We start from the raw sequence: 26,372 nt of genomic DNA, 5'->3' as shown, positions 1-26,372 counted from the left end.
GTTCCGTTGATTCCCGGAGGCCAACGGCGCTATTGACAGGTTCAGTTCAGTGTCGGGAGGATGCCGAGCACTGTCGGAACCCCCAGCCCCGGAGGCCGCGTTGCCCGCCCGTCCCGTACTGCGCCGAGCGGCCCGTGCCCTCGGCGCCGCCGTACTGGCCCTCGCGGCCGTCCTGGCCGGAGGCGGCCCCGCGCACGCCGACTTCGGTACCGACTACCAGGACCCGGTCTCCGCCGCACAGCCGCTGACCAGGCCGGACACCCGGTCCTGCACGGTCGAGGTGATGCACGAGCGGGCCTTCAGGAACGGCTACGGCAGCCCGGCCGACACCCCGTACAGCGGCTCGCTCGCCCCGCCGGCCGACTGCGCCGGGCCCTGGTCCAAGGTGGTCCTCGACCTGCACGGCAGCGTCGCCGGGCGGCAGTTCGACCGGCTGTTCACCGTCCGGGTGGGCGGGGTCGAGGTGCTGATGTCCTCCACGCCGGAGCCCTCCCAGGACGGCATCGAGTGGCGGGTGGAGCACGACGTGACCCGGTACGCACCGGTGCTGACGGGTGCTCAGCCGTTCGAGTTCGACCTGCCCAACGTCACCGACGCCACCTACACCGGGGTCTTCGTGATCTCCGCGACCTTCACCTTCTACACCGCCTCGGCGCGCTGGCCGGCCGCCCGCACCGCCGACCGGGTGCTCACCGCCGGCGGGTTCACGCTGGACCAGGCGCACCCGGGCAGCGCCCGGGAGTTCACCTTCCCGCGCAACCTGGAGCGGCTGACCGCGGAGGTGTACGCACGCGGCGGCGGTGCCTGCGAGGAGTTCGCCTACGCCGCCGCGCCGGAGGAGTTCGTCCGGGCCAACCCGGGCCGGGGGTACTGCGGCCAGGGCCCGTTCCGGGAGCTGCGGCTGGCCGTGGACGGCCGGACGGCCGGGGCGGTCTGGCCCTACCCGGTGATCTACACCGGCGGCTGGGACCCGCTGCTCTGGCGGCCCACCCCGGGCATCTTCGCCTTCGACCTGCCCGCCTACCAGGTCGACCTGACCCCGTACGTCGGCCTCCTGCTGGACGGCCGCCCGCACACCGTCGCACTGACCGTCAACGCGGCCGAGCGGCAGAGCAACGACGCCTGGACCGGCCAGCTCAACCTGTTCGCCACCGTCGACCACGGCAGCGCCAGGACCTCCGGCGCCCTGACCCGGCACCAGGTCGCCGCCGAGGCGACCGTGCGCACCGAGCTCACCGACCTCGGCGACGGCAGCGGCGACTGGACGGTCACCGCGGCCCGGCACGACCTGGCCGAGGGGTGGGTGCAGACCTCGCACGGCCGGGTCGGCAGCACGGTCAGCAGCGACCGGACCTTCCGCTCCGGCCAGCAACTGCGGGACGGCGGCGCCGACCTGACGCTGCACAACCGCACCGACCAGAGCACCGTCAGCACCCGCCGGGGCGGCGGCCGGCCGGTCACCGACTCGGTCCGGGAGAGCGCGCCGCTGGACGTCCGCTACCGGTACACGGCCGCCGCGGGCAGTACCGACCAGCGCACCGAGATGGTGCTCGGCCTGCAGCGCACCGCGGTCGAGGACGGCCGCCGGAGCACGGTGGACCACAGCTACGCCCCGACCGCCCACCGGCACGACGGCGACGCGACCGTCCGCACCGGCGGTTCGGTCGAGACCTACCGCAGCACCGGCCCGGACGGCCCGTACGCGCGCACCCTCACCACCCGCGACGGGTGGCTGGTGAAGTGAGCGACGTCAGCCGCCCAGAGCCTGCCGGATCGCCGTGGTGTCCTTGGTCCAGGCGAAGGACTCCGCCTCCGCCGCCTCCTCCGGCGCGCCGAGCGTGCCGGTCCAGTCCCGCACCTGCTGCGCCAGCGCCGTGTCGGTGCTGCGCACTGCGGCGAGCCAGCGGGCGGCCAGCTCGGTCCAGGCCGGGCCGGTGCCGGTGAAGTGCAACTGGAAGCGCGGGTGGGCGAGCAGCCAGTTCTTGACCGTCGGCGCCTTGTGGGTGGCGTAGCTGTCGCAGATCAGGTGGACCTGGAGGCCGGCCGGGACGGCGGCGTCCAGGTCGTCCAGGAACTTGCGGAACTCCACCGCCCGGTGCCGGCGGTGCAGCGAGCCGACCACCTGACCGTCGGTCAGTTCGAGCACCTCGGCCAGGCTCCGGTCGGGGTTGCCCGCGTAGCCGGTGGCGCTGTGCCGGTTCTCGTCCACGCAGACCACCAGGGCCCGCTCCGGCGGGGCGAGGTAGAGGCCGACCAGGTCGTGGGCGCGGTCCAGCGCCAGCGGGTCGGTGGCCAGCGTGACGGCCTCGGTGCGCTGCGGGGCCAGGTCGAAGGCGCGCCAGACCTTGGTCACGGTCTGCTGCGAGACCCCGGCCCGCTCGGCCAGCTCACGGGCCGACCACTGGGTGCCGAGCCGGGGCTTGCGGCCCAGCGTCTCGGCGATCACCTTGGCGATCTGCTCGTCCGTCATGGTGCGCGGGCCGCCGGACCTGAGCTCCTCGGAGAGCCCGGCCAGGCGCTCGGTCAGGAAGCGCTTGCGCCACTTGTTGATCGAGTCGCGGGAGGCGTTCAGCTCGGTCAGCACGGTGTCCACCGGGACCGGCTTCGCGGCCTTGCCCTGCCCGGCGGAGGCGAGCACGATCTTGGCCCGCATCCCCATCGCGGTGGGCCGCTGCGCCAGCCCCTCCAGTGCGGAGCGCTCGGCGGCGGTCAGGTCGAACGAGGTGGTCTTGGATACGGTGCGTACAGTGCGTGCCATCCCGCAACTATAGGGACACCGGGCAGGTCAGCCCGCCGCCCGCCCGGTGACCGGGCGTCAGCGGCTCAGGCGGCCGCGCCGCCCGGCAGCCCGGCCCGGCTCCGTCCGCGCGCGGGTGCGGCGGCCAGCAGGACGGCGGTGCCCGCGAGCAGCCCGAGCCCGGCGCAGAGCGGCCAGAGCAGCCCCGGCGCGGCCTGGTAGACGGCGCCGCCGAGCACCGGGGCGAGCACCGTGCCGCTGACCGAGGCCCCGGCGTACAGGCTCTGGAACCGGCCCTGCAGGTGACCGGGCGCGCAGTCCGCCACGTACGCGGTGGCCGGGGTCTTGTAGAGGATCTCGCCCGTGGTGAGCAGCACCATCATCGCCACCGCGGCGCAGAGGAAGGCGCCCGGCAGCAGCGCCGCGTACCCGAGGCCGACCAGCAGCAGGCCGCCGCCGACGATCCGCAGCGGGGCCCGGTGGCGCAGGGCCACGGCGGCGGGCAGCTCCAGGCAGAGGATCACGCCGCCGTTGATCGCCATCAGCGCGCCGTAGGTGCCGGTGCCGATGCCGTGGTCGGCCAGGAAGACCGGCAGGGTGGAGTACTGCTGCCGGTAGACGGTGTCGATCAGCACGATCGCGGGCAGCAGCACCAGCAGCGCGGGCCGGTCCCGCAGCGACCGCCACACGCCGGGGCCGCCGACCGCCACGGCTGCCCGCTCGGCCGGGCTCGGGTCGGCCTTCAGCACCTTGGCGGCGTACGCGGCGAACAGCAGGGTGCCGACGCCGTCGGCCACGAACAGCCAGCCGTACGAGAACCGGGCGGCGACCAGCGCCCCGAGCGGTGGCCCGACGGTGAAGCCGGCGTTCCCGGCGAAGCGCATCACCGCGATGCCCTGGCGCCGCGCGCCGGGCGGGACGGCGGCCGCCACCAGGGTCGAGTTGGCGGCCCGGACGGCCCCGGCGGCGTACTGGCAGAGCGGCAGCACCACCAGCAGGGCGGGGGTGGGCAGCGCGGTCAGGGTCAGCAGCCCGAGGCCGGACACCACCGAGGCGGCCAGCAGGGTGCGGCGGTGACCGAAGTGGTCGCCGAACCAGCCGCCGGTGAAGTTCCCCGCGATCAGCCCGACCCCGCCGACCCCCGCGACCAGCCCGGCCGAGGCGACGCTCAGGCCGCGTTCGCCGGTCAGATGGACGAACAGGTAGACGAAGGTGAAGGAGACCACCATGTTCGCGAAGATCCCGGCCGACAGCAGCCAGACCGTTCTCGGCACCTGACGCACGCACGCCCCCTAGTGAGTTCCTTTAGGAAACTGACTATGTCAGCATGGGAGGCTTGAGGTCAACGCGAGAGCGGGAGGACGGATGCCAAGACGGGGTGGACCGGGCGACGACAACTGCGCCATCGCCCGGTCGCTGGACGTGGTCGGCGACGCCTGGACGCTGCTGATCCTGCGGGACGTGGCCCGCGGACTGCACCGCTTCGACCTGCTGCAGCACGAACTCGGGCTGTCCCGCAAGGTCCTGACGGAGCGTCTGCACCTGCTGGTGGACGCCGAGGTGCTGGCCCGCGAGCCCTACCAGGACCGGCCGCCCCGGTACGAGTACCGGCTCACGCCGCGCGGCCGGGCCCTGCTGCCGGTGCTGGTCGCGCTCCAGGACTGGGGCGACACCTGGCTGCTCGGCCCCGGCGAGACCACCGCCACCGCTGACCCGGGCTCGCAGGAGGCCGAGCGGGTGCACGCCCTGCTCGGGACCCGGGTGCCCGAGCTGCTGCTCGCCGACACCACCGGGCAGCTCCGCGACCCGGTGGCCGGCCGCACCGTCCTGTACTGCTTCCCCGGCGCCTTCGTCCGTCCGGAGTCCTACCCGCCGGGCTGGGGCACCGTGCCCGGGGCGGCCGGCTGCACGCTCGAGTCCCGCAGCTACCAGGCCCGGCTGGCCGAGTTCGCCGCCGTCGGCGCCACCGTGCACGGCGTCTCCACCCAGCGCACCGACGAGCAGCGCGCCTTCGCGGCGGCGGAGGGCCTGGACTTCCCGCTGCTCTCCGACGCCGGCCTGGAGCTCACCGCCGCCCTGCGCCTGCCCACCGTCCGGGCCGGCGGCACCACCCGGCTCAAGCGCCTCACCCTGGTGATCGGCCCGGACCGGGTGATCCGGCAGGTGATGTACCCCGTGCCGGACATCCTCGACAGTGTCGACGCCGCCCTGCGCGCCGTCTCCGGCCCCATCGGGTGCGCTCAGGAGGCGGCTTCGCCTGCGGGTTCTTAGGCTCGGGGCATGGTTGAGGCATACGCGGCACGGCGCGAGCGGCTGAGGGCACACTGCAGTGCCTCCGGGGCCGACGCCGCGCTGATCACCCGCGCAGCGAACGTCCGCTACCTCACCGGCTGCGCCCCCTGCGGAGCCACTCTGCTGCTCACCCGGGAGCGCGCCGTGCTGGCGCTCCCCGACGACCTGCCGCCGGACGACACCGGCGAGCACCTGCTGCCCGACGACCCCGAGGTGGCCCGGCTGCCGGTGGCCGAGGGCGGCGACACCGCGCTGGCTGCCGCCGAGGCCGCGGGCCGGCTGGGGGTGCGGGACCTCGCGGTCGAGGAGCACGACCTGACGGTCAGTCGGCACCGGGGGGTCGCCGGGCAGGCCGAGGGCGTCCACCTGAGCGACCTGGCCCGGGCCGTCGAACAGCTGCGCGTGGTCAAGGACGAGCACGAGATCGCCGACCTGCGGATCGCCGCCGAGATCGCCGACCAGGCGCTGGGCGAGCTGCTGGAGTCGATCCTGGTCGGCCGGACCGAGCGCCATCTCGCGATGGAGCTGGAGCGCCGCATGATCGACCACGGCGCGGACCGGGCCGCCTTTCCGGTCTCGGTCGGCACCGGCAGCCACTCCGGCCAAGAGTTCCACCTGCCCACCGACCGCCGGGTCGAGGAGGGTGATTTCCTCACCGTGGTGCTCGGTGCCCAGTACCGGGGCTACGGCGTCTCCACCGCCCGGACCTTCGTGATCGGCGCCGCCCCGGCGCCCTGGCAGGTGGAGCTGCACCGCCTGGTGTTCCGGGCCCAGCGGGCCGCCAGGGAGGCGCTCGGCCCCGGCGTTCCGCAGCACGTACCCGACCAGGCGGCCCGCGAGATCCTCCAGTCCGGAGGGCACACCGAGAGCTCGGCGCACCCGCTCGGCCACGGCATCGGCCTGGAGATCCGGGAGGCGCCGCGTCTCGGGCCCGCGGACATGGGTAAACTGGATAATCGCGTGCCGGTCACCGTCGGCCCAGGGGTGCACATCCCGGGGAAGGGCGGGGTCCGGATCGAGGACACGCTCGTGGTCCGTCCCCTCGAAGAGGGTGGTCCCGAGCTGCTCACCATCACTACCAAGGAGCTCCTCGCGCTGTAGTCGCCCCCGGGCGGCCGCGGTCCGCGCAATCCCTTGGTTCCTTGACAGCTATATCCAGGAGTAAGTGCGCCCGTGGCTTCCACGAACGATCTCAAGAACGGCATGGTTCTCAAGCTGGACGGCGGCAAGCTGTGGTCCGTCGTCGAGTTCCAGCACGTCAAGCCCGGTAAGGGCCCGGCCTTCGTGCGCACGAAGCTCAAGGAGGTCCTGACCGGCAAGGTCGTCGACAAGACCTTCAACGCCGGCACCAAGGTCGAGACCGCCAATGTCGACAAGCGCGGCATGCAGTTCTCGTACAAGGACGGCGAGCAGTTCGTGTTCATGGACACGGACACCTACGACCAGATCATGGTCGGCCCCGAGGTCGTCGGCGACGCCGCCAAGTACCTGCTGGAGGGCTTCGAGGCCCTGGTCGCGATGTACGAGGGCGCTGCCATCTACATCGAGCTCCCGGCCTCGGTCGAGCTCGTCATCTCGCACACCGAGCCCGGTGTGCAGGGCGACCGCTCCACCGGCGGCTCCAAGCCGGCCACCCTGGAGACCGGCGCCGAGATCGGCGTCCCGCTCTTCATCGTCACCGGTGAGAAGATCAAGGTCGACACCCGCGACGGCAGCTACCTGGGCCGGGTCAAGTAACCGTGTCAGCTGCGCGCACCAAGGCCCGCACGCGGGCCTTCCAGATCCTCTTCGAGGCCGACCACCGTGGTGTCGACCCGCAGCGGGTGCTCGCCGACTGGATCGCGCGCTCGCGCGAGCCCAAGCCGGACGAGGGCATCCCGCAGGTGGCCGAGTACACCATGCAGTTGATCGAGGGGTACGTCCAGCACGCCCGGAAGATCGACGACCTGATCTCCACCTACGCGGTGGGCTGGACGCTGGACCGGATGCCGATCGCGGACCGCAACGTCCTGCGCCTCGGCACCTACGAGCTGATCTGGGAGGACGGCGTCCCGGACGCGGTCGTCCTGGACGAGGCCGTCGAGATCGCCAAGGAGTACTCCACGGACGACTCCCCGGCCTTCGTGAACGGTCTGCTCGCCCGCTTCCTGGAGCTCAAGCCGACCATCCGTCGCGACTGACGCCCCGTCGAGATGCCGCCGCCCCCCGTGTGGGGTCGGCGGCATTTTCGTGTTCCGTCGGGCGGGGGAGCTGACGTATGTTTGGCTACCGACGGGTAACTCTTTTTGGCGAGAGGGCGGCTCCACCCATGACCACCGCGACGCGCAGCGAGTTCGACCAGGGCATCGCCCTCAGTCCGGACGCTCCCGGCCGCTACCGGGGCGAGCTCGGCGAGGGCTGGCAGATCGGCGGCGGGGTCAACGGCGGCCTGCTGCTCGCGGTTGCGGGCCACGCGCTGTCGCTGGAGCACCCCGAACACCCCGACCCGGTCTCGGTCAGCGGCTACTACCTCTCCGCCTCGCACCCGGGGCCGGTGGAGGTGCGGACCGAGTCGGTGCGGCGCGGGCGTTCGCTCTCGACCGCCACCGCCTCGCTGTTCCAGGACGGCGAGGAGCGGCTGCGGGTGCTCGCCACGTACGGGGACCTGGAGACCCACCAGGGCGAGGTGCGGACCAGTGCCGAGCCGCCGCGGCTGCCGCCGGTCGAGCAGTGCGTCGGAGTCGAGCACGCGCCGCCGCAGCTGATCGAGCAGGCCGCCCTGCTGGAGCGGTTCGACCTCCGGCTGGACCCGGCCACCATCGGCTGGGCACTGGGCCAACCCTCCGGGAACGGCCGGATCCAGGGCTGGTTCAAGCTCGCCGACGGCCGCGAGCCCGACCCGCTCTCGCTCCTGCTGGTCGCCGACGCCCTCCCCCCGGTCACCTTCGACCTCGGCCTGCCCGGCTGGGCCCCCACCATCGAACTGACGGTCCATCTGCGGGCCCGCCCCGCGGCCGGCTGGCTCCGGGTCGTGCACGCCACCCGCAACCTGGCCGGCGGTTACTTCGAGGAGGACGCCGAGGTGTGGGACTCCACCGGGCGCCTGGTCGCCCAGTCGCGCCAGCTGGCCCGGGCGCCGCGCGCTTAGGGCCGGGTCCGGCGGATCCTGCCGGGCGCGCGACGCCGGATCGTCCCGCCTGGACTCCCGCAGATCAGTTGCAGCGCCCGCTCCCGCTGTGGCACGCCGGTGCGCCTGCCGGTGGAGCCGAAGGTGCGGCGGAGTGCGCGGACGGCTCGACGTAGTACTTGGCGTCGAAGCTGAAGGCGGCGACGTAGTGGTGCGGCGTCGACCCGAGCAGGGCGCTCGGGTCGACGGGCCGCCAGGTGAAGTAGACGGCCCGGGCGGAGCTGTCGTTCCGGTACGGCAGGCCGCCCGGGGAGCGGGCGTCGGCCCAGCTGCCCCGACCGCCCGCGGTGGCCGGGGCGGCCGGGAGCTCCAGGACGTCGATGGTCAGGGTGAGGGGCCCGGTGTGCATCCGGGTGTAGGACAGGTACAGCCGGACCGGGACCTTCCGGGGGTAGGCCGACTCCGTGGCGGCCGGGTGGACCGGGCTGTCCGGTGCCTGCAGGTGCCGGTCCGCATCGGTCAGCCAGGCGCCGCCGTCGGGCGTCCAGCCCAGCGCCGCCACCGTGCGGTCGAGGTCGTCCAGGCGCTGCCAGATCTCGCCGTCGAAGGCGAGGTAGCTGGTGCCGGCCCGTCGGCAGGTCACCGGGTCCCAGTGCTCGCCGCTGCCGAAAGAACCCGACCGGGACTGGGAGAAGCACACGTCGGCGGCGGAGCTGCCGAGCTGCTCGGCCCAGGGCGTCCGTGCCTGCAGCAGGCCGAGTTGGCTGTCCGTCAGCTCCGCGGCCGCCTGGTCGGCGGCGCGGGTCGCCGGTGCGTTCGCCATCGCCGTGACGTCGGGTGGCTCGGCGTGCCCGGGCAGGGACAACAGTGCCCACCAGAACAGTCCGACGGCCACCGAACCAACCACCGCGACCCCCAGGGTCACCCGCCGGATCAAGGTCCGTAGTTCCATCCCGCCACCCCCGTGAGCCGTTGTCCTCATCGTGGGGGTGCGGTGCGGCTCCGGGACCGGTCCGTCGGCGGATCGAGTCGCAACGGTGATGGCGCCGTTGCCCGGATCTCACCGTCAGTTACAGTCCTGTGACACCTGGTGCGTGTGCGGATCCGGTGGACGGGGAGGTAGAGGGGCAAGCACCCCTCCACCCCCAGGAGCCCCCGATGAGCCGCAACGGCCGCACCCCCCGTTCCTCCCGCTGCACCGCCGCCGGCCGGTCGGCCCGGCAGGAGGGGCAGGCGTTCGTGACGGGCATCCTGACCAGCCGGGCGGACTTCGAGCGGGCGCGGGAATGGCAGCTGGCCGAGGCGGCCGACTACGACGGCTACCTGCTGGACACCGCCGTGCTGCTGGACGAGGCGCGGCGGACCTTCGGGTTGGTGCAGGCCCGGATGTTCCACCCGGAGGACTTCGCGGACTTCTGCCTGCTGCACGGGCTCGACCCGGCGGAGCCGGTCGCGCGGGACCGGTACCTGGTCAACCCGGCGCTGCAGACCCAGCTGCTGCCCTACCAGGGGGAGGAGCTGACGGGTGACTTCATCCCCCGTCTGATCCGGGCCAGGGAGAGCGGTCTGACGCTGCGCCATGCGGATCTGCTGGTGGACGGCGGGCTGTTCGAGGCGGACGAGGAGACCGACCCGGCGGTGAAGCGGGCGTACCAGTCGGCGGCCGAGCTGTTCCGGCGGATGCTGGTGGGGGCCGGGGCGGGGACGTACCAGTTCCGGTGCGCGGTGGAGGGGCCCGGGGGACGGCTGACCGCCGAGGCCAGGATCCTGCACTGGGAGGACGGCGTGGTGCGGATCAACGACGAGGACATCGACCTGGTGGTCGCGGTGCTCTGCGCCGGGCTCTACCGGGAGCTGCCCGGTGCAGCGCTGCTGCACGGGACGCAGGGGTCGGCGGGGGCCTGCGGTGAGTACCGGCAGGTGGCCTGGGCCTGGCAGAGCGGTGGGGCCGGGTACCGGCCGGCCACCGCGCGGCTGGCGGGGGTCGAGGCGGAGCCGGGGTTCAGCCTCGGCTCGGTCTGCTGATGGGGAACGGCCGACGGCGGGGTGGGTGACTGTGACCCGCCCCGCCGTGACGTTTCTGCATCTGGCGTCAGGTCAGTTGGCGTCCTCGTCGCGCACTGCGCGGCGCGCGTCCGGGTTCAGCACGCCCCAGCTGATCAGCTGCTCGGTGAGGATCGAGGGGGACTGGTCGTAGATCACGGCCAGCGTCCGCAGGTCGTCCTGGCGGATCGACAGCACCTTGCCGTTGTAGTCCCCGCGCTGGCTCTGGATGGTGGCCGCGTAGCGCTGGAGCGGGCCGGCCTTCTCGGACGGGACCTGGGTCAGTCTCTCCAGGTCGAGCACCAGGCGCGGCGGCGGCTCGGCCGCGCCACCGGGCGTACCGCCGGGCAGCAGCTCCTGCACCGGCACGCCGTAGAACTCGGCGAGCTCGGCGAGGCGCTGCACCGTGACCGCGCGGTCCCCACGCTCGTACGAGCCGACCACCACGGCCTTCCAGCGCCCCTGGGACTTCTCCTCGACGCCGTGCAGGGAGAGCCCCTGCTGAGTGCGGATCGCCCGGAGCTTGGCCCCGAGCTGCTTCGCGTAGTCGCTGGACATTGGTCTCCCCGGACGAGATTGCTTCGCGTTTCGCGTTGAGTGGTGGGTCACGAGCAGCGAGTGGTTCAGCCGCGGTTTCCGGCCGCGTTACCGATGGGTTCGGCGGCCGTCTCGTAACTCACTGTGAGGTTACGTAGAGTGAGGTAGTTGCGTCAAGCCGAATGGGGCAGTCGTGCGAACGACACCCGCAGGTCGGGGCGGCGGGCGGCGGTGGCCGCGCTGTTAGGATGACGATGGCTTCCGGCGCGACCGGGCGCCGTCCACAGACATCCTTTAAAGCCCGTCCAGTGAGGCGGGGAAGGAGGTCGGCTTCGGCATGACCGCACACCTCGAGACCGCGCGTCCACCGCACCAGGTGCTGGACGCCACCGACGTGGCCCGGGTGATCACCCGGATCGCCCACGAGATCGTCGAGCGCGCCAAGGGCGCGGAGGACGTCGTCCTGCTCGGCATCCACACCCGCGGGGTGCACCTCGCCCGCCGGCTGCACGCCAAGCTGGCGCAGATCACCGGCCGCGACATACCGCTCGGCACCCTGGACATCACGATGTACCGGGACGACCTCCAACTGAAGCCGGCCCGCGCGGCCGAGCACACCGAGATCCCGCCCGGCGGGATCGAGGGCAAGCTGGTGGTCCTGGTCGACGACGTGCTGTTCTCCGGCCGCACCATCCGGGCCGCGCTGGACGCGCTCGGCGACATCGGCCGCCCGCGCGCCGTGCAGCTGGCCGTGCTGGTCGACCGCGGCCACCGCGAGCTGCCGATCCGGGCCGACTACGTGGGCAAGAACCTGCCGACCTCGCTGCGCGAGGCGGTCCAGGTGCAGCTCTCCGACGTGGACGGCCGGGACGCCGTCCTGGTCGGGGACCGCGACTACGCGGCCCGCTCCTCGCAGGCCCTCGCCCCCCAGCGCTCCGGGGAGTAGCGGCCGTCGGCGCCCCGAGCGCCCGTCCGCGATGCCCGCCACCCCCGCACCGACCTCCGGAGTACAGCTGTGACCAGCTACCTGATCCGTAACGCCCAGATCCTCGGCGGCGCCCCGCAGGACCTGTTCCTCGCCGACGGTGTCGTCGCCGAGATCGGCACCGGCCTGACCGTCGAGGCCGACGTCGACATCGACGCCCGCGGCCTGATCGTGCTGCCCGGCCTGGTGGACCTGCACACCCACCTGCGCCAGCCCGGCAAGGAGGACGCCGAGACCGTCCTGACGGGCACTCAGGCCGCCGCCAAGGGCGGCTACACCGCCGTGCACGCGATGGCCAACACCACCCCGACCGCCGACAACCCCGCCGTGGTCGAGCTGGTCCACCAGCTCGGCAAGGACTCCGGCTACTGCGACGTGCACCCGGTCGGTGCCGTCACGGTCGGCCTGGAGGGCAAGGAGCTGGCCGAGCTGGACGGCATGCACCGTTCGGCCGCCGGAGTGAAGGTCTTCTCGGACGACGGCAAGTGCGTGGACGACGCCGCGCTGATGCGGGCCGCACTGGAGTACGTGAAGACCGTCGACGGCGTGGTGGCCCAGCACGCGCAGGAGCCCCGGCTGACCGAGGGCGCCCAGCTGAACGAGGGCACCGTCTCCGCCGAGCTCGGCCTGCCCGGCTGGCCCGCCGTCGCGGAGGAGGCGATCATCGCCCGGGACGTGCTGCTCGCCTCGCACCTCGGGGCCCGGCTGCACGTCTGCCACCTGTCGACCAAGGGCTCGGTGGAGATCGTCCGCTGGGCCAAGGCCCAGGGCTGGGACGTCACCGCCGAGGTGACGCCGCACCACCTGCTGCTCACCGACGAGCGGGTCCGCACCGAGGACGCCGTGTTCAAGGTGAACCCGCCGCTGCGCACCCAGGAGGACGTGCTGGCGCTGCGCGCCGCGCTGGCCGACGGCACCATCGACGCGGTGGCCACCGACCACGCGCCGCACCTGGACGCCGACAAGGACTGCGCCTGGGCGGTCGCCGCGATGGGCATGGTCGGTCTGGAGACCGCGCTCTCGGTGGTGCAGGAGACCATGGTCGAGACCGGCCTGCTGAACTGGGAGGGCGTCGCGGACCGGATGTCGCACCGCCCGGCCCGGATCGGCCGGCTGACCGGCCAGGGGCGTCCCGTCTCGGTCGGCGAGCCTGCCAACCTGGTGCTCTTCGATCCCGGTTACCGTGGGACCGTGACTGCCGACACCTTCGCCACCCGTAGCCGTAACACCCCGTTCAAGGGCCTCGAACTGCCAGGACGGGTGCACGCCACCTTCCTGCGCGGCGAGGCCACCGTGCTGGCCGGCGAGCTCGCCGAGCTGGGCGGGGCGAAGTGATCGCGCAGGAGAAGGCCCGGATCACCGACTGGTCCGGCTACCTCGGCTGGATGGTCGGGCTGGCGATCCTGGTCGGGCTGGTCTACTGGCTGATGCGGCAGGGCTGGAACTGGCGCCGCACCCTGCAGTCCGAGCTGCCGCCGCTGCCCGAGCTGCCCGCCGACCCGGGCCCCGCGCTGCTGGCGGGCTCCGGCCGCTACCACGGCACCACCACCGCCGGGAACTGGCTGGACCGGGTCGTCGCGCACGGCCTGGGCACCCGCAGCCTGGCCGAACTGACCCTCACCGAGCGGGGCCTGCTGGTCCGGCGCCCCGGTGACGTGGACTTCTGGATCCCGGCCGAGAGCCTGACGGCGGCCCGCACCGACTCCGGCATCGCGGGCAAGGTCGTCCCCGGCGGACTGCTGGTGGTCACCTGGGAGAACCAGGGGACCGCGCTGGACTCCGGCTTCCGGGCCGACCGCTCGGCCGGGCACACCGCCTGGGTCGAGGCGGTCGAAGCCCTGGTGACACGACGTACGACGAAGACGAAGAAGAAGACGGAAGAGGCCATCTCATGACCGCACCTGCCCCCACCACCGAGCGCCACAGGCGGGAGCGAGTGCCCGCCGTACTCGTCCTGGAGGACGGCCGCACCTTCCGCGGCCAGGCGTACGGCGCGGTCGGCGAGACCTTCGGCGAGGCGGTCTTCAACACCGGCATGTCCGGCTACCAGGAGACCCTGACCGACCCCTCGTACCACCGTCAGGTGGTCGTCATGACGGCGCCTCAGATCGGCAACACCGGCTGGAACGACGAGGACGACGAGTCGAAGCAGATCTGGGTGGCCGGTTACGTGGTCCGTGACCCCTCCCGGATCGCGTCCAACTGGCGCTCGAAGCGCTCGCTGGACGAGGAGCTGACCAACCAGGGCGTCGTCGGCATCAGCGGCATCGACACCCGGGCGCTCACCCGGCACCTGCGCGAGCGCGGGGCGATGCGGGTCGGGATCTTCTCCGGCCCCGCGCTGGCGGACGAGGCCGAGCTGCTGGCCCGGGTCAACAGCGCGCCCGAGATGAAGGGCGCCGACCTGTGCGCCGAGGTCGCCACCAAGGAGACCTACGTCGTCCCGGCGATCGGCACGAAGAAGTACACCGTCGCGGCGCTGGACCTGGGCATCAAGGGCATGACCCCGCACCGGATGGCGGAGCGCGGCATCGAGGTGCACGTCTTCCCGGCCAACTCCACGGTCGAGGAGCTCTACGCGGTGAGCCCGGACGGGGTGTTCTTCTCGAACGGCCCCGGTGACCCGGCCACCGCCGACCACCAGGTCGCGGTCGCCCGCGAGGTGCTGGCGAAGAAGACGCCGTTCTTCGGCATCTGCTTCGGCAACCAGATCCTCGGCCGCGCGCTGGGCTTCGGCACCTACAAGCTCAAGTACGGCCACCGCGGCATCAACCAGCCGGTGCAGGACCGCACCACCGGCAAGGTCGAGGTCACCGCGCACAACCACGGCTTCGCCGTGGAGGCGCCGCTGGACCGGGTGAGTGACACCCCGTTCGGTCGCGCCGAGGTCTCCCACGTCTGCCTGAACGACGACGTGGTCGAGGGCCTCCAGTGCCTGGACACCCCGGCGTTCTCGGTCCAGTACCACCCGGAGGCGGCGGCCGGTCCGCACGACGCCGCCTACCTGTTCGATCGCTTTGTCGACCTGATGGCCGGCGCCCCGGCCCGCACCACCGCAGGGAGCTGACCGTGCCGAAGCGCACTGACATCAAGTCCGTCCTGGTGATCGGCTCCGGCCCGATCGTCATCGGGCAGGCCGCCGAGTTCGACTACTCCGGCACCCAGGCCTGCCGCGTGCTGCGGGCCGAGGGCCTGCGGGTGGTGCTGGTGAACTCCAACCCGGCCACCATCATGACCGACCCGGAGATCGCCGACGCGACCTACGTCGAGCCGATCACCCCGGAGTTCGTCGAGAAGATCATCGCCAAGGAGCGCCCCGACGTGCTCCTGCCGACCCTCGGCGGGCAGACCGCGCTGAACACCGCGATCTCGCTGCACGAGAACGGCGTGCTCGCCAAGTACGGCGTCGAGCTGATCGGCGCCAACGTGGAGGCGATCCACAAGGGCGAGGACCGGCAGCTGTTCAAGGGCGTGGTCGAGGCGGTCAACGCCAAGATCGGCCACGGCGAGTCGGCCCGTTCGGTGATCTGCCACTCGATGGACGACGTCATCAACGGCGTGGAGACGCTGGGCGGTTACCCGGTCGTGGTCCGCCCCTCGTTCACCATGGGCGGGGCCGGTTCCGGCTTCGCGCACGACGAGGGCGAGCTCCGCCGGATCGCCGGCCAGGGCCTGACGCTGTCGCCGACCACCGAGGTGCTCCTGGAGGAGTCCATCCTCGGCTGGAAGGAGTACGAGCTCGAGCTGATGCGCGACAAGAACGACAACGTCGTGGTGGTCTGCTCGATCGAGAACTTCGACCCGATGGGCGTGCACACCGGTGACTCGATCACCGTCGCCCCGGCGATGACCCTGACGGACCGTGAGTACCAGACGCTGCGCGACATCGGCATCGCGATCATCCGCGAGGTCGGCGTCGACACCGGCGGCTGCAACATCCAGTTCGCGATCAACCCGGACGACGGCCGGATCATCGTGATCGAGATGAACCCCCGGGTCTCCCGCTCCTCCGCGCTGGCCTCCAAGGCCACCGGCTTCCCGATCGCCAAGATCGCGGCCAAGCTGGCGGTCGGCTACACGCTGGACGAGATCCCGAACGACATCACCGAGAAGACCCCGGCCTCGTTCGAGCCCTCGCTCGACTACGTCGTGGTCAAGGTGCCCCGGTTCGCGTTCGAGAAGTTCCCGAGCGCCGACGCCACGCTGACCACGACCATGAAGTCGGTCGGCGAGGCAATGGCGATGGGCCGCAACTTCCCCGAGGCGCTGAACAAGGCGCTGCGCTCGCTGGAGAAGAAGGGCTCGCAGTTCTCCTGGATCGGCGAACTCGGGGACAAGGCCGAGCTGCTGACCAAGGCCCAGGTCCCGACCGACGGCCGGATCAACACCGTGATGGACGCGATCCGGGCCGGGGCCACCCAGCAGGAGGTCTTCGACGCCACGAAGATCGACCCGTGGTTCGTCGACCAGCTGTTCCTGATCGACGAGATCGCCACCGAGCTGGCCGAGGCCGAGCGGCTGGACCCGGAGCTGCTCCGGCACGCCAAGCGGCACGGCTTCTCCGACCAGCAGATCGGTGAGATCCGCGGCCTCAAGGGCGACGTGGTCCGCGAGGTGCGGCACGCGCTGGGCATCCGCCCGGTCTTCAAGACCGTGGACACCTGCGCCGCCGAGTTCGCCGCCAAGACCCCGTACTTCTACTCGTCCTACGACGAGGAGAGCGAGGTCGCGCCGCGCACCAAGCCCGCCGTGATCATCCTGGGCTCGGGCCCGAACCGGATCGGCCAGGGCATCGAGTTCGACTACTCCTGCGTGCACGCCTCCTTCGCGCTCAGCGAGGCCGGGTACGAGACCGTGATGGTCAACTGCAACCCGGAGACCGTCTCCACCGACTACGACACCTCCGACCGGCTCTACTTCGAGCCGCTCACGCTGGAGGACGTGCTGGAGATCGTGCACGCCGAGCAGCAGGCAGGACCGGTCGCCGGTGTGCTGGTCCAGCTGGGCGGCCAGACCCCGCTCGGCCTGGCCCAGGCGCTCAAGGACAACGGCGTGACGATCGTCGGCACCCAGCCCGAGGCGATCGACCTGGCGGAGGAGCGCGGCGCGTTCGGCCGGGTGCTGCGCGACGCGGGCCTGCCCGCGCCCAAGCACGGCACCGCCTTCTCCTTCGAGGACGCCAAGGCGATCGCCGACGAGATCGGCTACCCCGTGCTGGCCCGCCCGTCGTACGTGCTCGGCGGGCGCGGCATGGAGATCGTCTACGACGAGCCCTCGCTGGCCTCCTACCTGGAGCGGCACGCGGGTCTGATCTCCGAGCACCCGGTGCTGATCGACCGGTTCCTGGACGACGCGGTCGAGATCGACGTGGACGCGCTCTACGACGGTGAGGAGCTCTACCTCGGCGGCGTGATGGAGCACATCGAGGAGGCCGGCATCCACTCCGGCGACTCGGCCTGCGCGCTGCCCCCGATCACCCTCGGCGGCTACGACATCAAGCGGCTGCGGGTCTCCACCGAGGCGATCGCCAAGGGCGTCGGGGTGCGCGGCCTGATCAACATCCAGTTCGCGCTGGCCGGTGACATCCTCTACGTGCTGGAGGCCAACCCGCGCGCCTCCCGCACCGTGCCGTTCACCTCCAAGGCGACCGCCGTGCCGCTGGCCAAGGCCGCGGCCCGGATCTCGCTCGGCGCCACCATCACCGAGCTGCGCAAGGAGGGCCTGCTCCCGGCCGAGGGCGACGGCGGCACGCTGCCGGCCGACTGCCCGATCTCGGTCAAGGAGGCCGTGATGCCGTGGAGCCGCTTCCGCGACATCCACGGCCGAGGCGTGGACACCGTGCTCGGCCCGGAGATGCGGTCCACCGGCGAGGTGATGGGCATCGACAAGGTGTTCGGCACCGCGTACGCCAAGGCGCAGGCCGGCGCGTACGGCGCGCTGCCGACCTCCGGCAAGGTCTTCGTCTCGGTCGCCAACCGCGACAAGCGCAACCTGGTCTTCCCGGCCCGGGCGCTGGTCGAGATGGGCTTCGAGGTGCTCGCCACCTCCGGCACCGCCGAGGTGCTGCAGCGCGGCGGCATCCCGTCCACCGTGGTGCGCAAGCACAGCGAGGGCCCGGGGCCGGACGGCGAGCGGACCATCGTGCAGCTGATCCACGACGGTGAGGTCGACCTCATCATCAACACCCCGTACGGCACCGGCGGGCGGCTGGACGGCTACGAGATCCGTACCGCCGCCGTCTCGCGCGGCGTCCCGTGCCTGACGACCGTTCAGGCGATGGGCGCGGCCGTCCAGGGCAGCGCGGCGCTGGTGCGGGGCGACATCGGGGTGATGTCGCTCCAGGAGCACGCGGCGCTGATCAACGCGGGCCGCAAGTAGTCCGATCCTCGTGGGGGGCACACCGCACAGTGGGGTGCCCCCCACACCCATGTCCAGGAAGGCTCAACCCGCCGTGTACAAGCTCCTGTTCGACCTGGTCTTCAAGAAGATGGACCCGGAGAAGGCGCACCACCTCGCCTTCTTCTGGATCCGGCTGGCCGCCTCGGTGCCCGGACTGCGCCAGCTGGTGAAGGCGGTGCTGGCCCCCCGGGACCCGGCGCTGCGCACCGCCGCGCTCGGGCTCGACCTGCCGGGCCCGTTCGGTCTCGGTGCGGGCTTCGACAAGAACGGGATCGGTATCGACGGCCTGTCGATGCTCGGCTTCGACTTCGTCGAGATCGGCACCGTCACCGGTGAGCCGCAGCCGGGCAACCCGGCGCCGCGGCTGTTCCGGCTGGTCGAGGACCGGGCGCTGATCAACCGGATGGGCTTCAACAACCAGGGCTCGGCCCGGGTGGCGGCCCGGCTGAAGGCCCGTCCGCACACCACCTCGACCCCGGTGATCGGCGTCAACATCGGCAAGACCAAGGTGGTCGAGGAGGCCGACGCGACCGCCGACTACGTGCAGAGCACCGAGCGGCTGGCCGAGTACGCCGACTACCTGGTGGTCAACGTCAGCTCGCCGAACACCCCCGGCCTGCGGAACCTGCAGACCGTCTCCACGCTCGGCCCGCTGCTGGTGGACGTCCGTCGGGCGGCCGACCGGGCCACCCCGCACCACGTGCCGCTGCTGGTGAAGATCGCCCCCGACCTGGCCGACGAGGACATCGACGAGATCGCCGACATGGCGCTCCAGATCGGCCTGGACGGCATCATCGCGACCAACACCACGATCGGGCGGGACGGCCTCCGGGAGTCCGCCGCGCGGATCGAGGAGATCGGGATGGGCGGGCTGTCCGGCGCCCCGCTGAAGGCGCGCTCGCTGGAGGTGCTGCAGCGGCTGCGGGCCAGGACCGAGGGCCGGCTGGTGCTGATCGCGGTCGGCGGCATCGAGACCGCGGACGACGCGTGGGAGCGGATCACGCACGGGGCCGACCTGGTGCAGGGGTACAGCGCGTTCGTCTACGAGGGGCCGTTCTGGATGCGGCGGATGCACAAGGGGCTGTCGGCGCGGCTTCGGGAGAGCGGCTTCGCGTCGATCGCCGAGGCTGTGGGCAGCGCCAAGGTGTAGCGCTCCTGGGGATGCACGGGCAACTGGCCGGAGGTGCTCGGCTGCGGGACGGAGTCTTCCGATTCGCGCAGTTCCTCGCGCCCCTGGTGGGTCCGATCCCGTGGGAGTCGTACCGACAGGTCGGGCGGGTGTGCGGGGGAAGTGACAGGGGGTCGTCCGGTTTGGCAGAGTGCAGCGCGAGTCTGCCGGAAAGGTGAGTTCTGATGGCCCATCCAGTTCAGACCGAGGCCGAGGTGGTCGAGTCCACCGCGGCCGGGGCGTACCGGCGGCTGGTGCTGCGGGCGCCCGAGGCGGCTCCCCGGGTGCGGCCCGGGCACTTCGCCACCCTGGCGGTCGGTGGCGGGGCCTCGGCGCTGCTGCTGCGGCGGGCCTTCTCGATCCACCGGGCCGACGTCGCGGCGGGCACGATCGAGCTGGTGATCGCTGAACACGGCGCGGGCACAGGGGAGTTGGTGCGCAGCCGGGTCGGCGACCGGCTCGGTCTGATCGCCCCGCTCGGCACCCCCTTCCCGCTGCCCGAGGGGCCGGTCAGCGCACTGCTGGTGGCCGGCGGCTACGGCAGCGCACCCCTCTTCCCCCTCGCCGAGGAGATCAAGCGGCGCGGCGGCCAGATCGGCTTCATCCTGGGCGCGGCCACCGAGGCGCGGCTGTTCGGGGTGGAGGCGGCCCGGGCGCTCACCCAGGACGTGCTGGTGGTCACCGAGGACGGCTCGGCCGGGCTGACCGGCCGGGTCACCGACCCGATGGCACAGGCGATCAAGGCGATCGACGCCACCGTGGTGCACGCCTGCGGCCCGATGCCGATGCTGCGCGCGGTGACCGCGATCGCCGAGGAACTGGGCACCCGGTGCTGGACCGCCGTGGAGGAGTCGATGGCCTGCGGCGTGGGCATCTGCATGACCTGCGTGCTGCCGGTGGTCGGCGAGGACGGGGTGAGCCGGTTCGTCCGCTCCTGCACCGACGGGCCGGTCTTCGACGGGGCCAAGGTGCGCTGGGCGGACCTCGGCACGGTGCCCGCCGACCTGGAAGGCGCGGCCGCGATGGGGGTGCGGGGCTGATGACGGCTCAGCAGGTCGACCTGACCGCCCCGTTCGGCGGCCGTACCCTGCCCAACCCGCTGACCACCGCCTCCGGCTGCGCCGGGTACGGGCGGGAGCTGGCCAAGTTCGTCCCGCTGGACGCGCTCGGCTCGGTCACCACCAAGACGATCATGCCGTACGCCCGGTCCGGCCGGGCCACCCCCAGGATGGCCGAGACGCCGTCCGGGATGCTCAACTCGATCGGCCTGCAGGGCGCCGGGATCGCCCACTTCGTCCGGAACGAGCTGCCCTGGCTGGCCGAGCGCGGCGCCCGGGTGCTGGTGTCGATCGCGGGGGAGCGGCTGGAGGAGTTCGCCGAGGTCGCCGAGCAGCTCAACGGGCAGCCCGGGGTGATCGGCCTGGAGGTCAACATCTCCTGTCCGAACGTCGCCGACCGCGGGCTGGTCTTCGCCCGCAATCCGGCCACCTCCTACGACGTGGTGCGGGCGGTGCGCCGGGTGGCCGACGCGGAGCTGCCGGTCTACGCCAAGCTCTCGCCCGACGTCACCTCGATCACCGAGATCGCCGCCGCCTGCGTCCAGGCCGGCGCGGACGGGCTCTCGATGATCAACACCACCCTGGGCATGGCGATCGACCCGGTCACCATGCGCCCGGCGCTGGCCGGGATCACCGGCGGCCTGTCCGGGCCCGCGATCCGTCCGATCGCGGTCCGCTGCGTCCACCAGGTGCACGCGGAGATGCTGGCCGGACGCATCCCGCAGGTCCCGATCCTGGCGATGGGCGGCCTGCGCACCGGCCTGGACGCCCTGGAGTTCACCCTCGCCGGGGCCTCCGGCGTCGCCGTCGGCACCACCCTGTTCAACGACCCCGCCGCCCCGCTGCGCATCCTCGACGAGCTGCGCAGCGAGCTGGCGGCCCGGGGTTTCGCCACGTACACCGATGCGGTGGGGTACGCCCACCGTCCCGCCACCAGCTGAAAGGCCGTCCATGACCCTCGCTCCCTTCGGTGCCCGACTGCACACCGCCCTGGAGACCCGCGGCCGGCTCTGCGTGGGCATCGACCCGCACGCCTCGCTGCTCACCGCCTGGGGCCTGAACGACGACCTCGCCGGTCTGGAGACCTTCAGCCGCACCGTGGTGGAGGCACTGGCCGGGGAGGTGGCGGTGCTCAAGCCGCAGGCCGCGTTCTTCGAGCGGTTCGGCTCCCGGGGCATCGCGGTGCTGGAGCGCTCGGTGGTCGAGGCCCGGGAGGCCGGGGCGCTGGTGCTGATGGACGCCAAGCGCGGCGACATCGGCTCCACCATGGCCGCCTACGCGGAGACCTTCCTCTCCCCGGACCGCGCGCTGTTCTCGGACGCCCTGACGGTCAGTCCGTACCTGGGGTTCGGCTCGTTGCAGCCGGCCGTCGACCTGGCCCGGGCGAACGGCTGCGGCCTGTTCGTGCTGGCGCTCACCTCCAACCCGGAGGGGCACGAGGTGCAGCGCGCGATCGGCGCCGACGGGGTCAGCGTGGCCCAGGGGGTGCTGAACCGGCTGGCGGCGGAGAACGAGGGGGCCGAGCCGCTCGGCTCGTTCGGCGCGGTGGTCGGCGCGACGCTGGCCGAGGCCGGGGCGGACCTCGCCGTGAACGGCCCGCTGCTGGCCCCCGGAGTCGGCGCCCAGGGCGCGACCGCGGCCGACCTGCCCCGGGTGTTCGGCGACTCGGTGGGCAACGTGGTGCCCAGCGTCAGCCGGGACATCCTCAGGCACGGACCCTCGGTGGCGGCCCTGCGGGCGGCCTCGGCACGCTTCGTCGAGGAGATCGCGACGGCGGTCAAGGAGTGAGGAGCGTCACAGTGATCGGTCGGACGGTGCGTCAGGCCGGTTGATTTGCCCCGAAAAGTCCTGGTCGACCTCGGCTGACCAGGACTTTTCGTGTTCTTCTCCTGACGTGCGGCCTCAAGTTGGGTAGTGTCCGGCGGGAGGTCACCGAAGGGCGGCGGGAATCGTCGCTTTTGCAGGTCAGAGCCCTTGGGTTCACCCTGCGATCGGTGTACTTCAGGCACCAACCAGTCATAGCTCATCCCTTCCTTCCACACCCTGAGGTGAACGGCGTGGCTCTTCCGCCCCTTACCCCTGAACAGCGCACTGCTGCGCTCGCCAAGGCTGCCGAAGCCCGTCGGAAGCGCGCCGATGTGAAGAACAAGCTGAAGCACGCCGGCGCTTCGCTGCACGACGTGATCAAGGCGGGCAAGGCCGATGACGAGGTCATCGGCAAGATGAAGGTCTCCGCACTGCTGGAGAGCATGCCGGGCGTGGGCAAGGTCCGCGCCAAGCAGATCATGGAGCGTCTGGGCATCTCCGAGAGCCGTCGGGTCCGCGGCCTCGGGACGAACCAGATCGCCTCGCTGGAGCGGGAGTTCGGCAGCACCGCTTCCTGAACCGCCTCCTCGCCGACACCGGGTGGCCACCCGGTGGTGCCCGGACCGTCCGCGATCCGGGATAATCGGTGCATGAGTGAACGTCCGCGGCTGACCGTGCTCTCCGGCCCTTCGGGGGTCGGCAAGAGCACGGTCGTCGCTCATCTGAGGAAGCAGCACCCCGAGCTCTGGCTCTCGGTGTCGGTGACCACCCGACACCCGAGGCCCGGCGAGCGGAACGGGGTCCACTACTACTTCGTCGACAACGACGAGTTCGAGAAGCTGATCGCCAACGGCGAGCTGCTGGAGTGGGCCGTCTTCGCCGGGAACCGGTACGGCACCCCGCGTGCCGCGGTGCTGGAGAAGCTGGAGAACGGCGTCCCGGTGCTGCTGGAGATCGATCTCCAGGGTGCGCGGCAGGTCCGGGAGACGATGCCCGAGGCGCGCCTGGTCTTCCTGGGCCCGCCGAGCTGGGACGAGCTGGTCCGCCGGCTCACCGGCCGGGGCACCGAGCCGCAGGACGTGATCGACCGCCGGCTGGAGGCCGCCAAGGTGGAGCTGGCCGCCGAGAGCGAGTTCGACACGACCCTTGTCAACAGGTCGGTCGAGCAGGTAGCGGCCGAACTGCTAACCTTGCTCGGTGTAGCCTGATCAGCTCACGTTGATCTGATCAGCATTCTGTCTTTCTCTTTCTTTCGGAAGGTTTTCGCGTGTCCTCTTCCATGACCGCGCCCGAGGGCATCATCAACCCGCCGATCGACGAGCTGCTCGAGGCCACGGACTCGAAGTACAGCCTGGTGATCTACGCCGCCAAGCGCGCCCGTCAGATCAACGCGTACTACTCCCAGCTGGGTGAGGGTCTCCTCGAGTACGTCGGCCCGCTGGTGGACACCCACGTGCACGAGAAGCCGCTGTCGATCGCGCTGCGCGAGATCAACGCGGGCATGCTCACGGCCGAGGCCATCGACGCCGCCTGAGTCACAGCACTGCACCGGAAGGGCCCGTCGGAGTTCGCTCCGCCGGGCCCTTCCGTGTGTCGAGGGCCATGGTGCGGTGCGGATCTGATGCGCCGTAGGGTTGGCCTGATCCCCTCCGACGGCAGAGAGAGCCCGCGATGAACGCCAGTCCGCCCCAGGTCGTCCTCGGCGTGAGCGGCGGCATCGCCGCGTACAAGGCGTGTGAGCTGCTGCGCCGGTTCACCGAGTCGGGGCACCAGGTGACCGTGGTGCCGACCGCCGCCTCGCTGCACTTCGTCGGCGAGGCCACCTGGGCGGCGCTGTCCGGCCGGCCGGCCGCCACCGAGACCTGGGAGCGGGTGCACGAGGTCCCGCACGTGCGGATCGGCCAGCAGGCCGACCTGGTGGTGGTGGCCCCGGCCACCGCCGACCTGATGGCGAAGGCCGCCCACGGTCTGGCCGACGACCTGCTCACCAACACCCTGCTGACCGCGCGCTGTCCGGTGGTGCTGGCCCCCGCCATGCACACCGAGATGTGGGAACACCCCGCCACCCGGGAGAACGTCGCGACCCTGCGCCGCCGGGGCGTGATCGTGCTGGAGCCGGCCGTCGGACGGCTCACCGGGAAGGACACCGGCAAGGGCCGGCTGCCCGAGCCCGCCGCGATCTTCGAGGCCTGTCGCCGGGTGCTGGAGCGCGGCGAGCTGACCGCCGACCTGACCGGCCGGCACGTGGTGGTCTCGGCCGGCGGCACCCGCGAGCCGCTCGACCCGGTCCGCTATCTGGGAAACCTGTCCTCCGGCAAGCAGGGCTACGCGCTCGCCGTGACGGCCGCCGCCCGGGGCGCCAGGGTCACCCTGCTCTCCGCCAACGCGACGCTCCCCGACCCGGCCGGGGTGGACGTGGTGCACGTCTCGACCGCGCTGGAGCTGCGGGAGGCGGCGCTGAAGGCGGTGGCCGACGCGGACGCGGTGGTGATGGCCGCCGCGGTGGCCGACTTCCGGCCGGCCGAGTACGCCTCCGGCAAGATCAAGAAGGTGGACGGCGTGGAGCCCGCGCCGGTCGCCCTGGTCCGCAACCCCGACATCCTGGCCGAGATCTCCGCGCACCGGGCCCGGCCCGGCCAGCTGGTGGTGGGATTCGCCGCCGAGACCGACGACGTGCTCGCCAACGGCCGCGCCAAGCTGGCCCGGAAGGGCTGCGACCTGCTGGTCGTCAACGAGGTGGGCGGGGGTAAGGCGTTCGGGCGGGATACCAACGCCGCGGTTCTGCTCAGCGCGGACGGCACCGAGACCGAGATCGCCGACGGGCCCAAGGAATCGCTGGCCGACACGGTCTGGGACGCCGTGGTGGCCCGGCTCGGCGGAGCAGTCTGATCCATCTCACTTTCTGAGGGGATTGCCGCAGGCCGTTTGCCGACCGTTACACTCCAGGAATCAAAGTCTTTCCGGATGCCCGGACCAGCTGGGCATTCAGTCAGCAGCCGCTGCAACCCCAGGGAGCGCTGTGTCTCGCCGCCTGTTCACCTCGGAGTCCGTGACCGAGGGACATCCTGACAAGATCGCTGACCAGATCAGCGACACCATCCTGGACGCGCTTCTGCGGGAGGACCCGAAGTCCCGGGTCGCCGTGGAGACGCTGATCACCACCGGCCAGGTGCACATCGCCGGTGAGGTCACCACCACCGCCTACGCGCCGATCGCCCAGCTGGTCCGGGACAAGATCCTGGAGATCGGCTACGACTCGTCGAAGAAGGGCTTCGACGGCGCCTCCTGCGGCGTGTCGGTGTCCATCGGTGCGCAGTCGCCCGACATCGCACAGGGTGTCGACACCTCGCACGAGGCCCGGGTCGAGGGCGACGAGGACGACCTCGACAAGCAGGGTGCCGGCGACCAGGGCCTGATGTTCGGCTACGCCAGCGACGAGACCCCCGAGCTGATGCCGCTGCCGATCACCCTGGCGCACCGGCTCGCCAAGCGGCTGTCCGAGGTCCGCAAGAACGGTCAGATCCCGTACCTGCGCCCCGACGGCAAGACCCAGGTCACCATCGAGTACGACGGCGACAAGGCCGTCCGCCTCGACACCGTGGTGGTCTCCTCGCAGCACGCCAGTGACATCGACCTGGAGTCGCTGCTCACCCCGGACATCCGCGAGTTCGTCGTGGAGCCGGAGCTGAAGCGCCTCGCGGACGACGGCATCAAGCTGGTCACCGAGGGCTACCGCCTGCTGGTGAACCCGACCGGCCGCTTCGAGATCGGCGGCCCGATGGGTGACGCCGGGCTGACCGGCCGCAAGATCATCATCGACACCTACGGCGGCATGGCCCGCCACGGTGGCGGCGCCTTCTCCGGCAAGGACCCGTCCAAGGTGGACCGCTCCGCGGCGTACGCGATGCGCTGGGTGGCGAAGAACATCGTCGCCGCCGGCCTCGCCTCGCGCGCCGAGGTCCAGGTCGCGTACGCGATCGGCAAGGCCGAGCCGGTGGGCCTGTTCGTGGAGACGTTCGGGACCGAGACGGTGCCGGTCCTGAAGATCCAGGCCGCCGTGTCGGAGGTCTTCGACCTGCGTCCGGCCGCGATCATCCGGGACCTGGACCTGCTGCGGCCGATCTACTCGAAGACGGCCGCGTACGGTCACTTCGGCCGGGACGACGCCGACTTCACCTGGGAGCGCACCGACCGGGTCGAGCAGCTGAAGAAGGCCGTCAACGCCTGATCCACCGTGAGGC

25 protein-coding genes are annotated in these 26,372 nt (G+C 71.9%); 21 read left to right on the top strand and 4 right to left on the bottom strand.

Features of this window, described 5'->3' with window-relative positions; all coding sequences use genetic code 11:
- The first annotated feature begins 100 nt into the window (after positions 1-100).
- A complete protein-coding gene (locus ACIRPK_RS01820) occupies positions 101-1,744 on the top strand; it encodes a peptide-N4-asparagine amidase (protein ID WP_403031482.1) in 1,644 nt (547 codons plus the stop codon).
- A gap of 6 nt (positions 1,745-1,750) precedes the next feature.
- On the opposite strand, the gene ACIRPK_RS01815 is transcribed toward ACIRPK_RS01820, so the two are convergent.
- Both ACIRPK_RS01815 and ACIRPK_RS01810 read right to left on the bottom strand, forming a co-directional pair.
- Entirely contained in the window at positions 1,751-2,758 is a 1,008-nt protein-coding gene (locus ACIRPK_RS01815) for a helix-turn-helix domain-containing protein (protein ID WP_403031480.1), read from the bottom strand.
- Positions 2,759-2,823: 65 nt separating this feature from the next.
- Positions 2,824-4,020 (bottom strand): MFS transporter, encoded by a 1,197-nt coding sequence (locus ACIRPK_RS01810; RefSeq protein WP_403031478.1) that lies wholly within the window; start codon positions 4,018-4,020, stop codon positions 2,824-2,826.
- Positions 4,021-4,102: 82 nt separating this feature from the next.
- On the opposite strand from ACIRPK_RS01810, the gene ACIRPK_RS01805 reads away from it, so the two are divergent.
- The 5 genes from ACIRPK_RS01805 (at position 4,103) to ACIRPK_RS01785 (ending at position 8,156) form a co-directional block, all read left to right on the top strand.
- Complete coding sequence (locus ACIRPK_RS01805) at positions 4,103-5,008, top strand: winged helix-turn-helix transcriptional regulator (RefSeq protein ID WP_403031475.1); 906 nt, start codon at positions 4,103-4,105, stop codon at positions 5,006-5,008.
- A gap of 9 nt (positions 5,009-5,017) precedes the next feature.
- On the top strand, positions 5,018-6,130 hold the full coding sequence (locus tag ACIRPK_RS01800) for a M24 family metallopeptidase (RefSeq protein WP_403031472.1): 1,113 nt from the start codon (positions 5,018-5,020) through the stop codon (positions 6,128-6,130).
- A gap of 72 nt (positions 6,131-6,202) precedes the next feature.
- Positions 6,203-6,766, top strand: coding sequence for an elongation factor P (efp, locus tag ACIRPK_RS01795; protein WP_403031469.1), 564 nt, complete (start codon positions 6,203-6,205; stop codon positions 6,764-6,766).
- A 2-nt stretch (positions 6,767-6,768) separates the two neighbouring features.
- Positions 6,769-7,209 (top strand): transcription antitermination factor NusB, encoded by a 441-nt coding sequence (gene nusB / locus ACIRPK_RS01790; protein ID WP_057228136.1) that lies wholly within the window; start codon positions 6,769-6,771, stop codon positions 7,207-7,209.
- A 128-nt stretch (positions 7,210-7,337) separates the two neighbouring features.
- Complete coding sequence (locus ACIRPK_RS01785) at positions 7,338-8,156, top strand: thioesterase family protein (RefSeq protein ID WP_403031466.1); 819 nt, start codon at positions 7,338-7,340, stop codon at positions 8,154-8,156.
- 64 nt (positions 8,157-8,220) lie between these two features.
- Here the strand turns inward: ACIRPK_RS01785 and ACIRPK_RS01780 are convergent, their stop codons facing one another.
- The gene (locus ACIRPK_RS01780) at positions 8,221-9,087 is read right to left on the bottom strand and encodes a hypothetical protein (RefSeq protein ID WP_403031463.1); all 867 of its coding nucleotides are present in this window, start codon (positions 9,085-9,087) and stop codon (positions 8,221-8,223) included.
- A 206-nt stretch (positions 9,088-9,293) separates the two neighbouring features.
- On the opposite strand from ACIRPK_RS01780, the gene ACIRPK_RS01775 reads away from it, so the two are divergent.
- Positions 9,294-10,160, top strand: coding sequence for a hypothetical protein (locus tag ACIRPK_RS01775; protein WP_403031460.1), 867 nt, complete (start codon positions 9,294-9,296; stop codon positions 10,158-10,160).
- 72 nt (positions 10,161-10,232) lie between these two features.
- Here ACIRPK_RS01775 and ACIRPK_RS01770 read toward each other — a convergent pair whose 3' ends face one another.
- Positions 10,233-10,736 (bottom strand): transcriptional regulator, encoded by a 504-nt coding sequence (locus tag ACIRPK_RS01770; protein ID WP_350646173.1) that lies wholly within the window; start codon positions 10,734-10,736, stop codon positions 10,233-10,235.
- Between the two features lie 316 nt (positions 10,737-11,052).
- Here ACIRPK_RS01770 and pyrR point away from each other — a divergent pair, with 316 nt between their 5' ends.
- The 14 genes from pyrR to metK all read left to right on the top strand — a co-directional run bounded on the left by pyrR (position 11,053) and on the right by metK (position 26,359).
- Positions 11,053-11,661, top strand: coding sequence for a bifunctional pyr operon transcriptional regulator/uracil phosphoribosyltransferase PyrR (pyrR, locus tag ACIRPK_RS01765; RefSeq protein ID WP_403031457.1), 609 nt, complete (start codon positions 11,053-11,055; stop codon positions 11,659-11,661).
- A gap of 69 nt (positions 11,662-11,730) precedes the next feature.
- Entirely contained in the window at positions 11,731-13,035 is a 1,305-nt protein-coding gene (locus tag ACIRPK_RS01760) for a dihydroorotase (RefSeq protein ID WP_403031454.1), read from the top strand.
- A gap of 50 nt (positions 13,036-13,085) precedes the next feature.
- Positions 13,086-13,595 (top strand): hypothetical protein, encoded by a 510-nt coding sequence (locus ACIRPK_RS01755; RefSeq protein WP_403032697.1) that lies wholly within the window; start codon positions 13,086-13,088, stop codon positions 13,593-13,595.
- Entirely contained in the window at positions 13,592-14,767 is a 1,176-nt protein-coding gene (gene carA, locus ACIRPK_RS01750; protein ID WP_403031451.1) for a glutamine-hydrolyzing carbamoyl-phosphate synthase small subunit, read from the top strand. Before ACIRPK_RS01755 ends, carA begins: the two co-directional genes overlap by 4 nt.
- 2 nt (positions 14,768-14,769) lie before the next feature.
- Positions 14,770-18,078 carry a carbamoyl-phosphate synthase large subunit gene (gene carB, locus ACIRPK_RS01745; protein ID WP_403031449.1) on the top strand — a complete coding sequence of 1,103 codons (3,309 nt, stop codon included), beginning with the start codon at positions 14,770-14,772 and terminating at the stop codon, positions 18,076-18,078.
- A 73-nt stretch (positions 18,079-18,151) separates the two neighbouring features.
- Positions 18,152-19,249 (top strand): quinone-dependent dihydroorotate dehydrogenase, encoded by a 1,098-nt coding sequence (locus ACIRPK_RS01740; RefSeq protein WP_403031446.1) that lies wholly within the window; start codon positions 18,152-18,154, stop codon positions 19,247-19,249.
- Between the two features lie 203 nt (positions 19,250-19,452).
- On the top strand, positions 19,453-20,307 hold the full coding sequence (locus ACIRPK_RS01735) for a dihydroorotate dehydrogenase electron transfer subunit (RefSeq protein ID WP_403031444.1): 855 nt from the start codon (positions 19,453-19,455) through the stop codon (positions 20,305-20,307).
- The gene (locus tag ACIRPK_RS01730; protein WP_403031442.1) at positions 20,307-21,266 is read left to right on the top strand and encodes a dihydroorotate dehydrogenase; all 960 of its coding nucleotides are present in this window, start codon (positions 20,307-20,309) and stop codon (positions 21,264-21,266) included. Before ACIRPK_RS01735 ends, ACIRPK_RS01730 begins: the two co-directional genes overlap by 1 nt.
- Positions 21,267-21,276: 10 nt before the next feature.
- Positions 21,277-22,113, top strand: coding sequence for an orotidine-5'-phosphate decarboxylase (gene pyrF / locus ACIRPK_RS01725; protein ID WP_403031439.1), 837 nt, complete (start codon positions 21,277-21,279; stop codon positions 22,111-22,113).
- A gap of 269 nt (positions 22,114-22,382) precedes the next feature.
- A complete protein-coding gene (gene mihF, locus ACIRPK_RS01720; RefSeq protein WP_184911660.1) occupies positions 22,383-22,709 on the top strand; it encodes an integration host factor, actinobacterial type in 327 nt (108 codons plus the stop codon).
- 72 nt (positions 22,710-22,781) lie between these two features.
- Positions 22,782-23,339 carry a guanylate kinase gene (gene gmk / locus ACIRPK_RS01715; protein ID WP_403031436.1) on the top strand — a complete coding sequence of 186 codons (558 nt, stop codon included), beginning with the start codon at positions 22,782-22,784 and terminating at the stop codon, positions 23,337-23,339.
- Between the two features lie 59 nt (positions 23,340-23,398).
- The gene (rpoZ, locus tag ACIRPK_RS01710) at positions 23,399-23,665 is read left to right on the top strand and encodes a DNA-directed RNA polymerase subunit omega (RefSeq protein WP_057228106.1); all 267 of its coding nucleotides are present in this window, start codon (positions 23,399-23,401) and stop codon (positions 23,663-23,665) included.
- 137 nt (positions 23,666-23,802) lie between these two features.
- Positions 23,803-25,020 (top strand): bifunctional phosphopantothenoylcysteine decarboxylase/phosphopantothenate--cysteine ligase CoaBC, encoded by a 1,218-nt coding sequence (gene coaBC / locus ACIRPK_RS01705; RefSeq protein ID WP_403031433.1) that lies wholly within the window; start codon positions 23,803-23,805, stop codon positions 25,018-25,020.
- A 130-nt stretch (positions 25,021-25,150) separates the two neighbouring features.
- A complete protein-coding gene (gene metK, locus ACIRPK_RS01700; RefSeq protein ID WP_403031430.1) occupies positions 25,151-26,359 on the top strand; it encodes a methionine adenosyltransferase in 1,209 nt (402 codons plus the stop codon).
- Positions 26,360-26,372: the final 13 nt, after the last annotated feature.

The organism is Kitasatospora sp. NPDC101801, assembly GCF_044766665.1.
GTDB lineage: Bacteria > Actinomycetota > Actinomycetes > Streptomycetales > Streptomycetaceae > Kitasatospora.
This window is presented reverse-complemented; position numbering and strand designations above follow the sequence as displayed.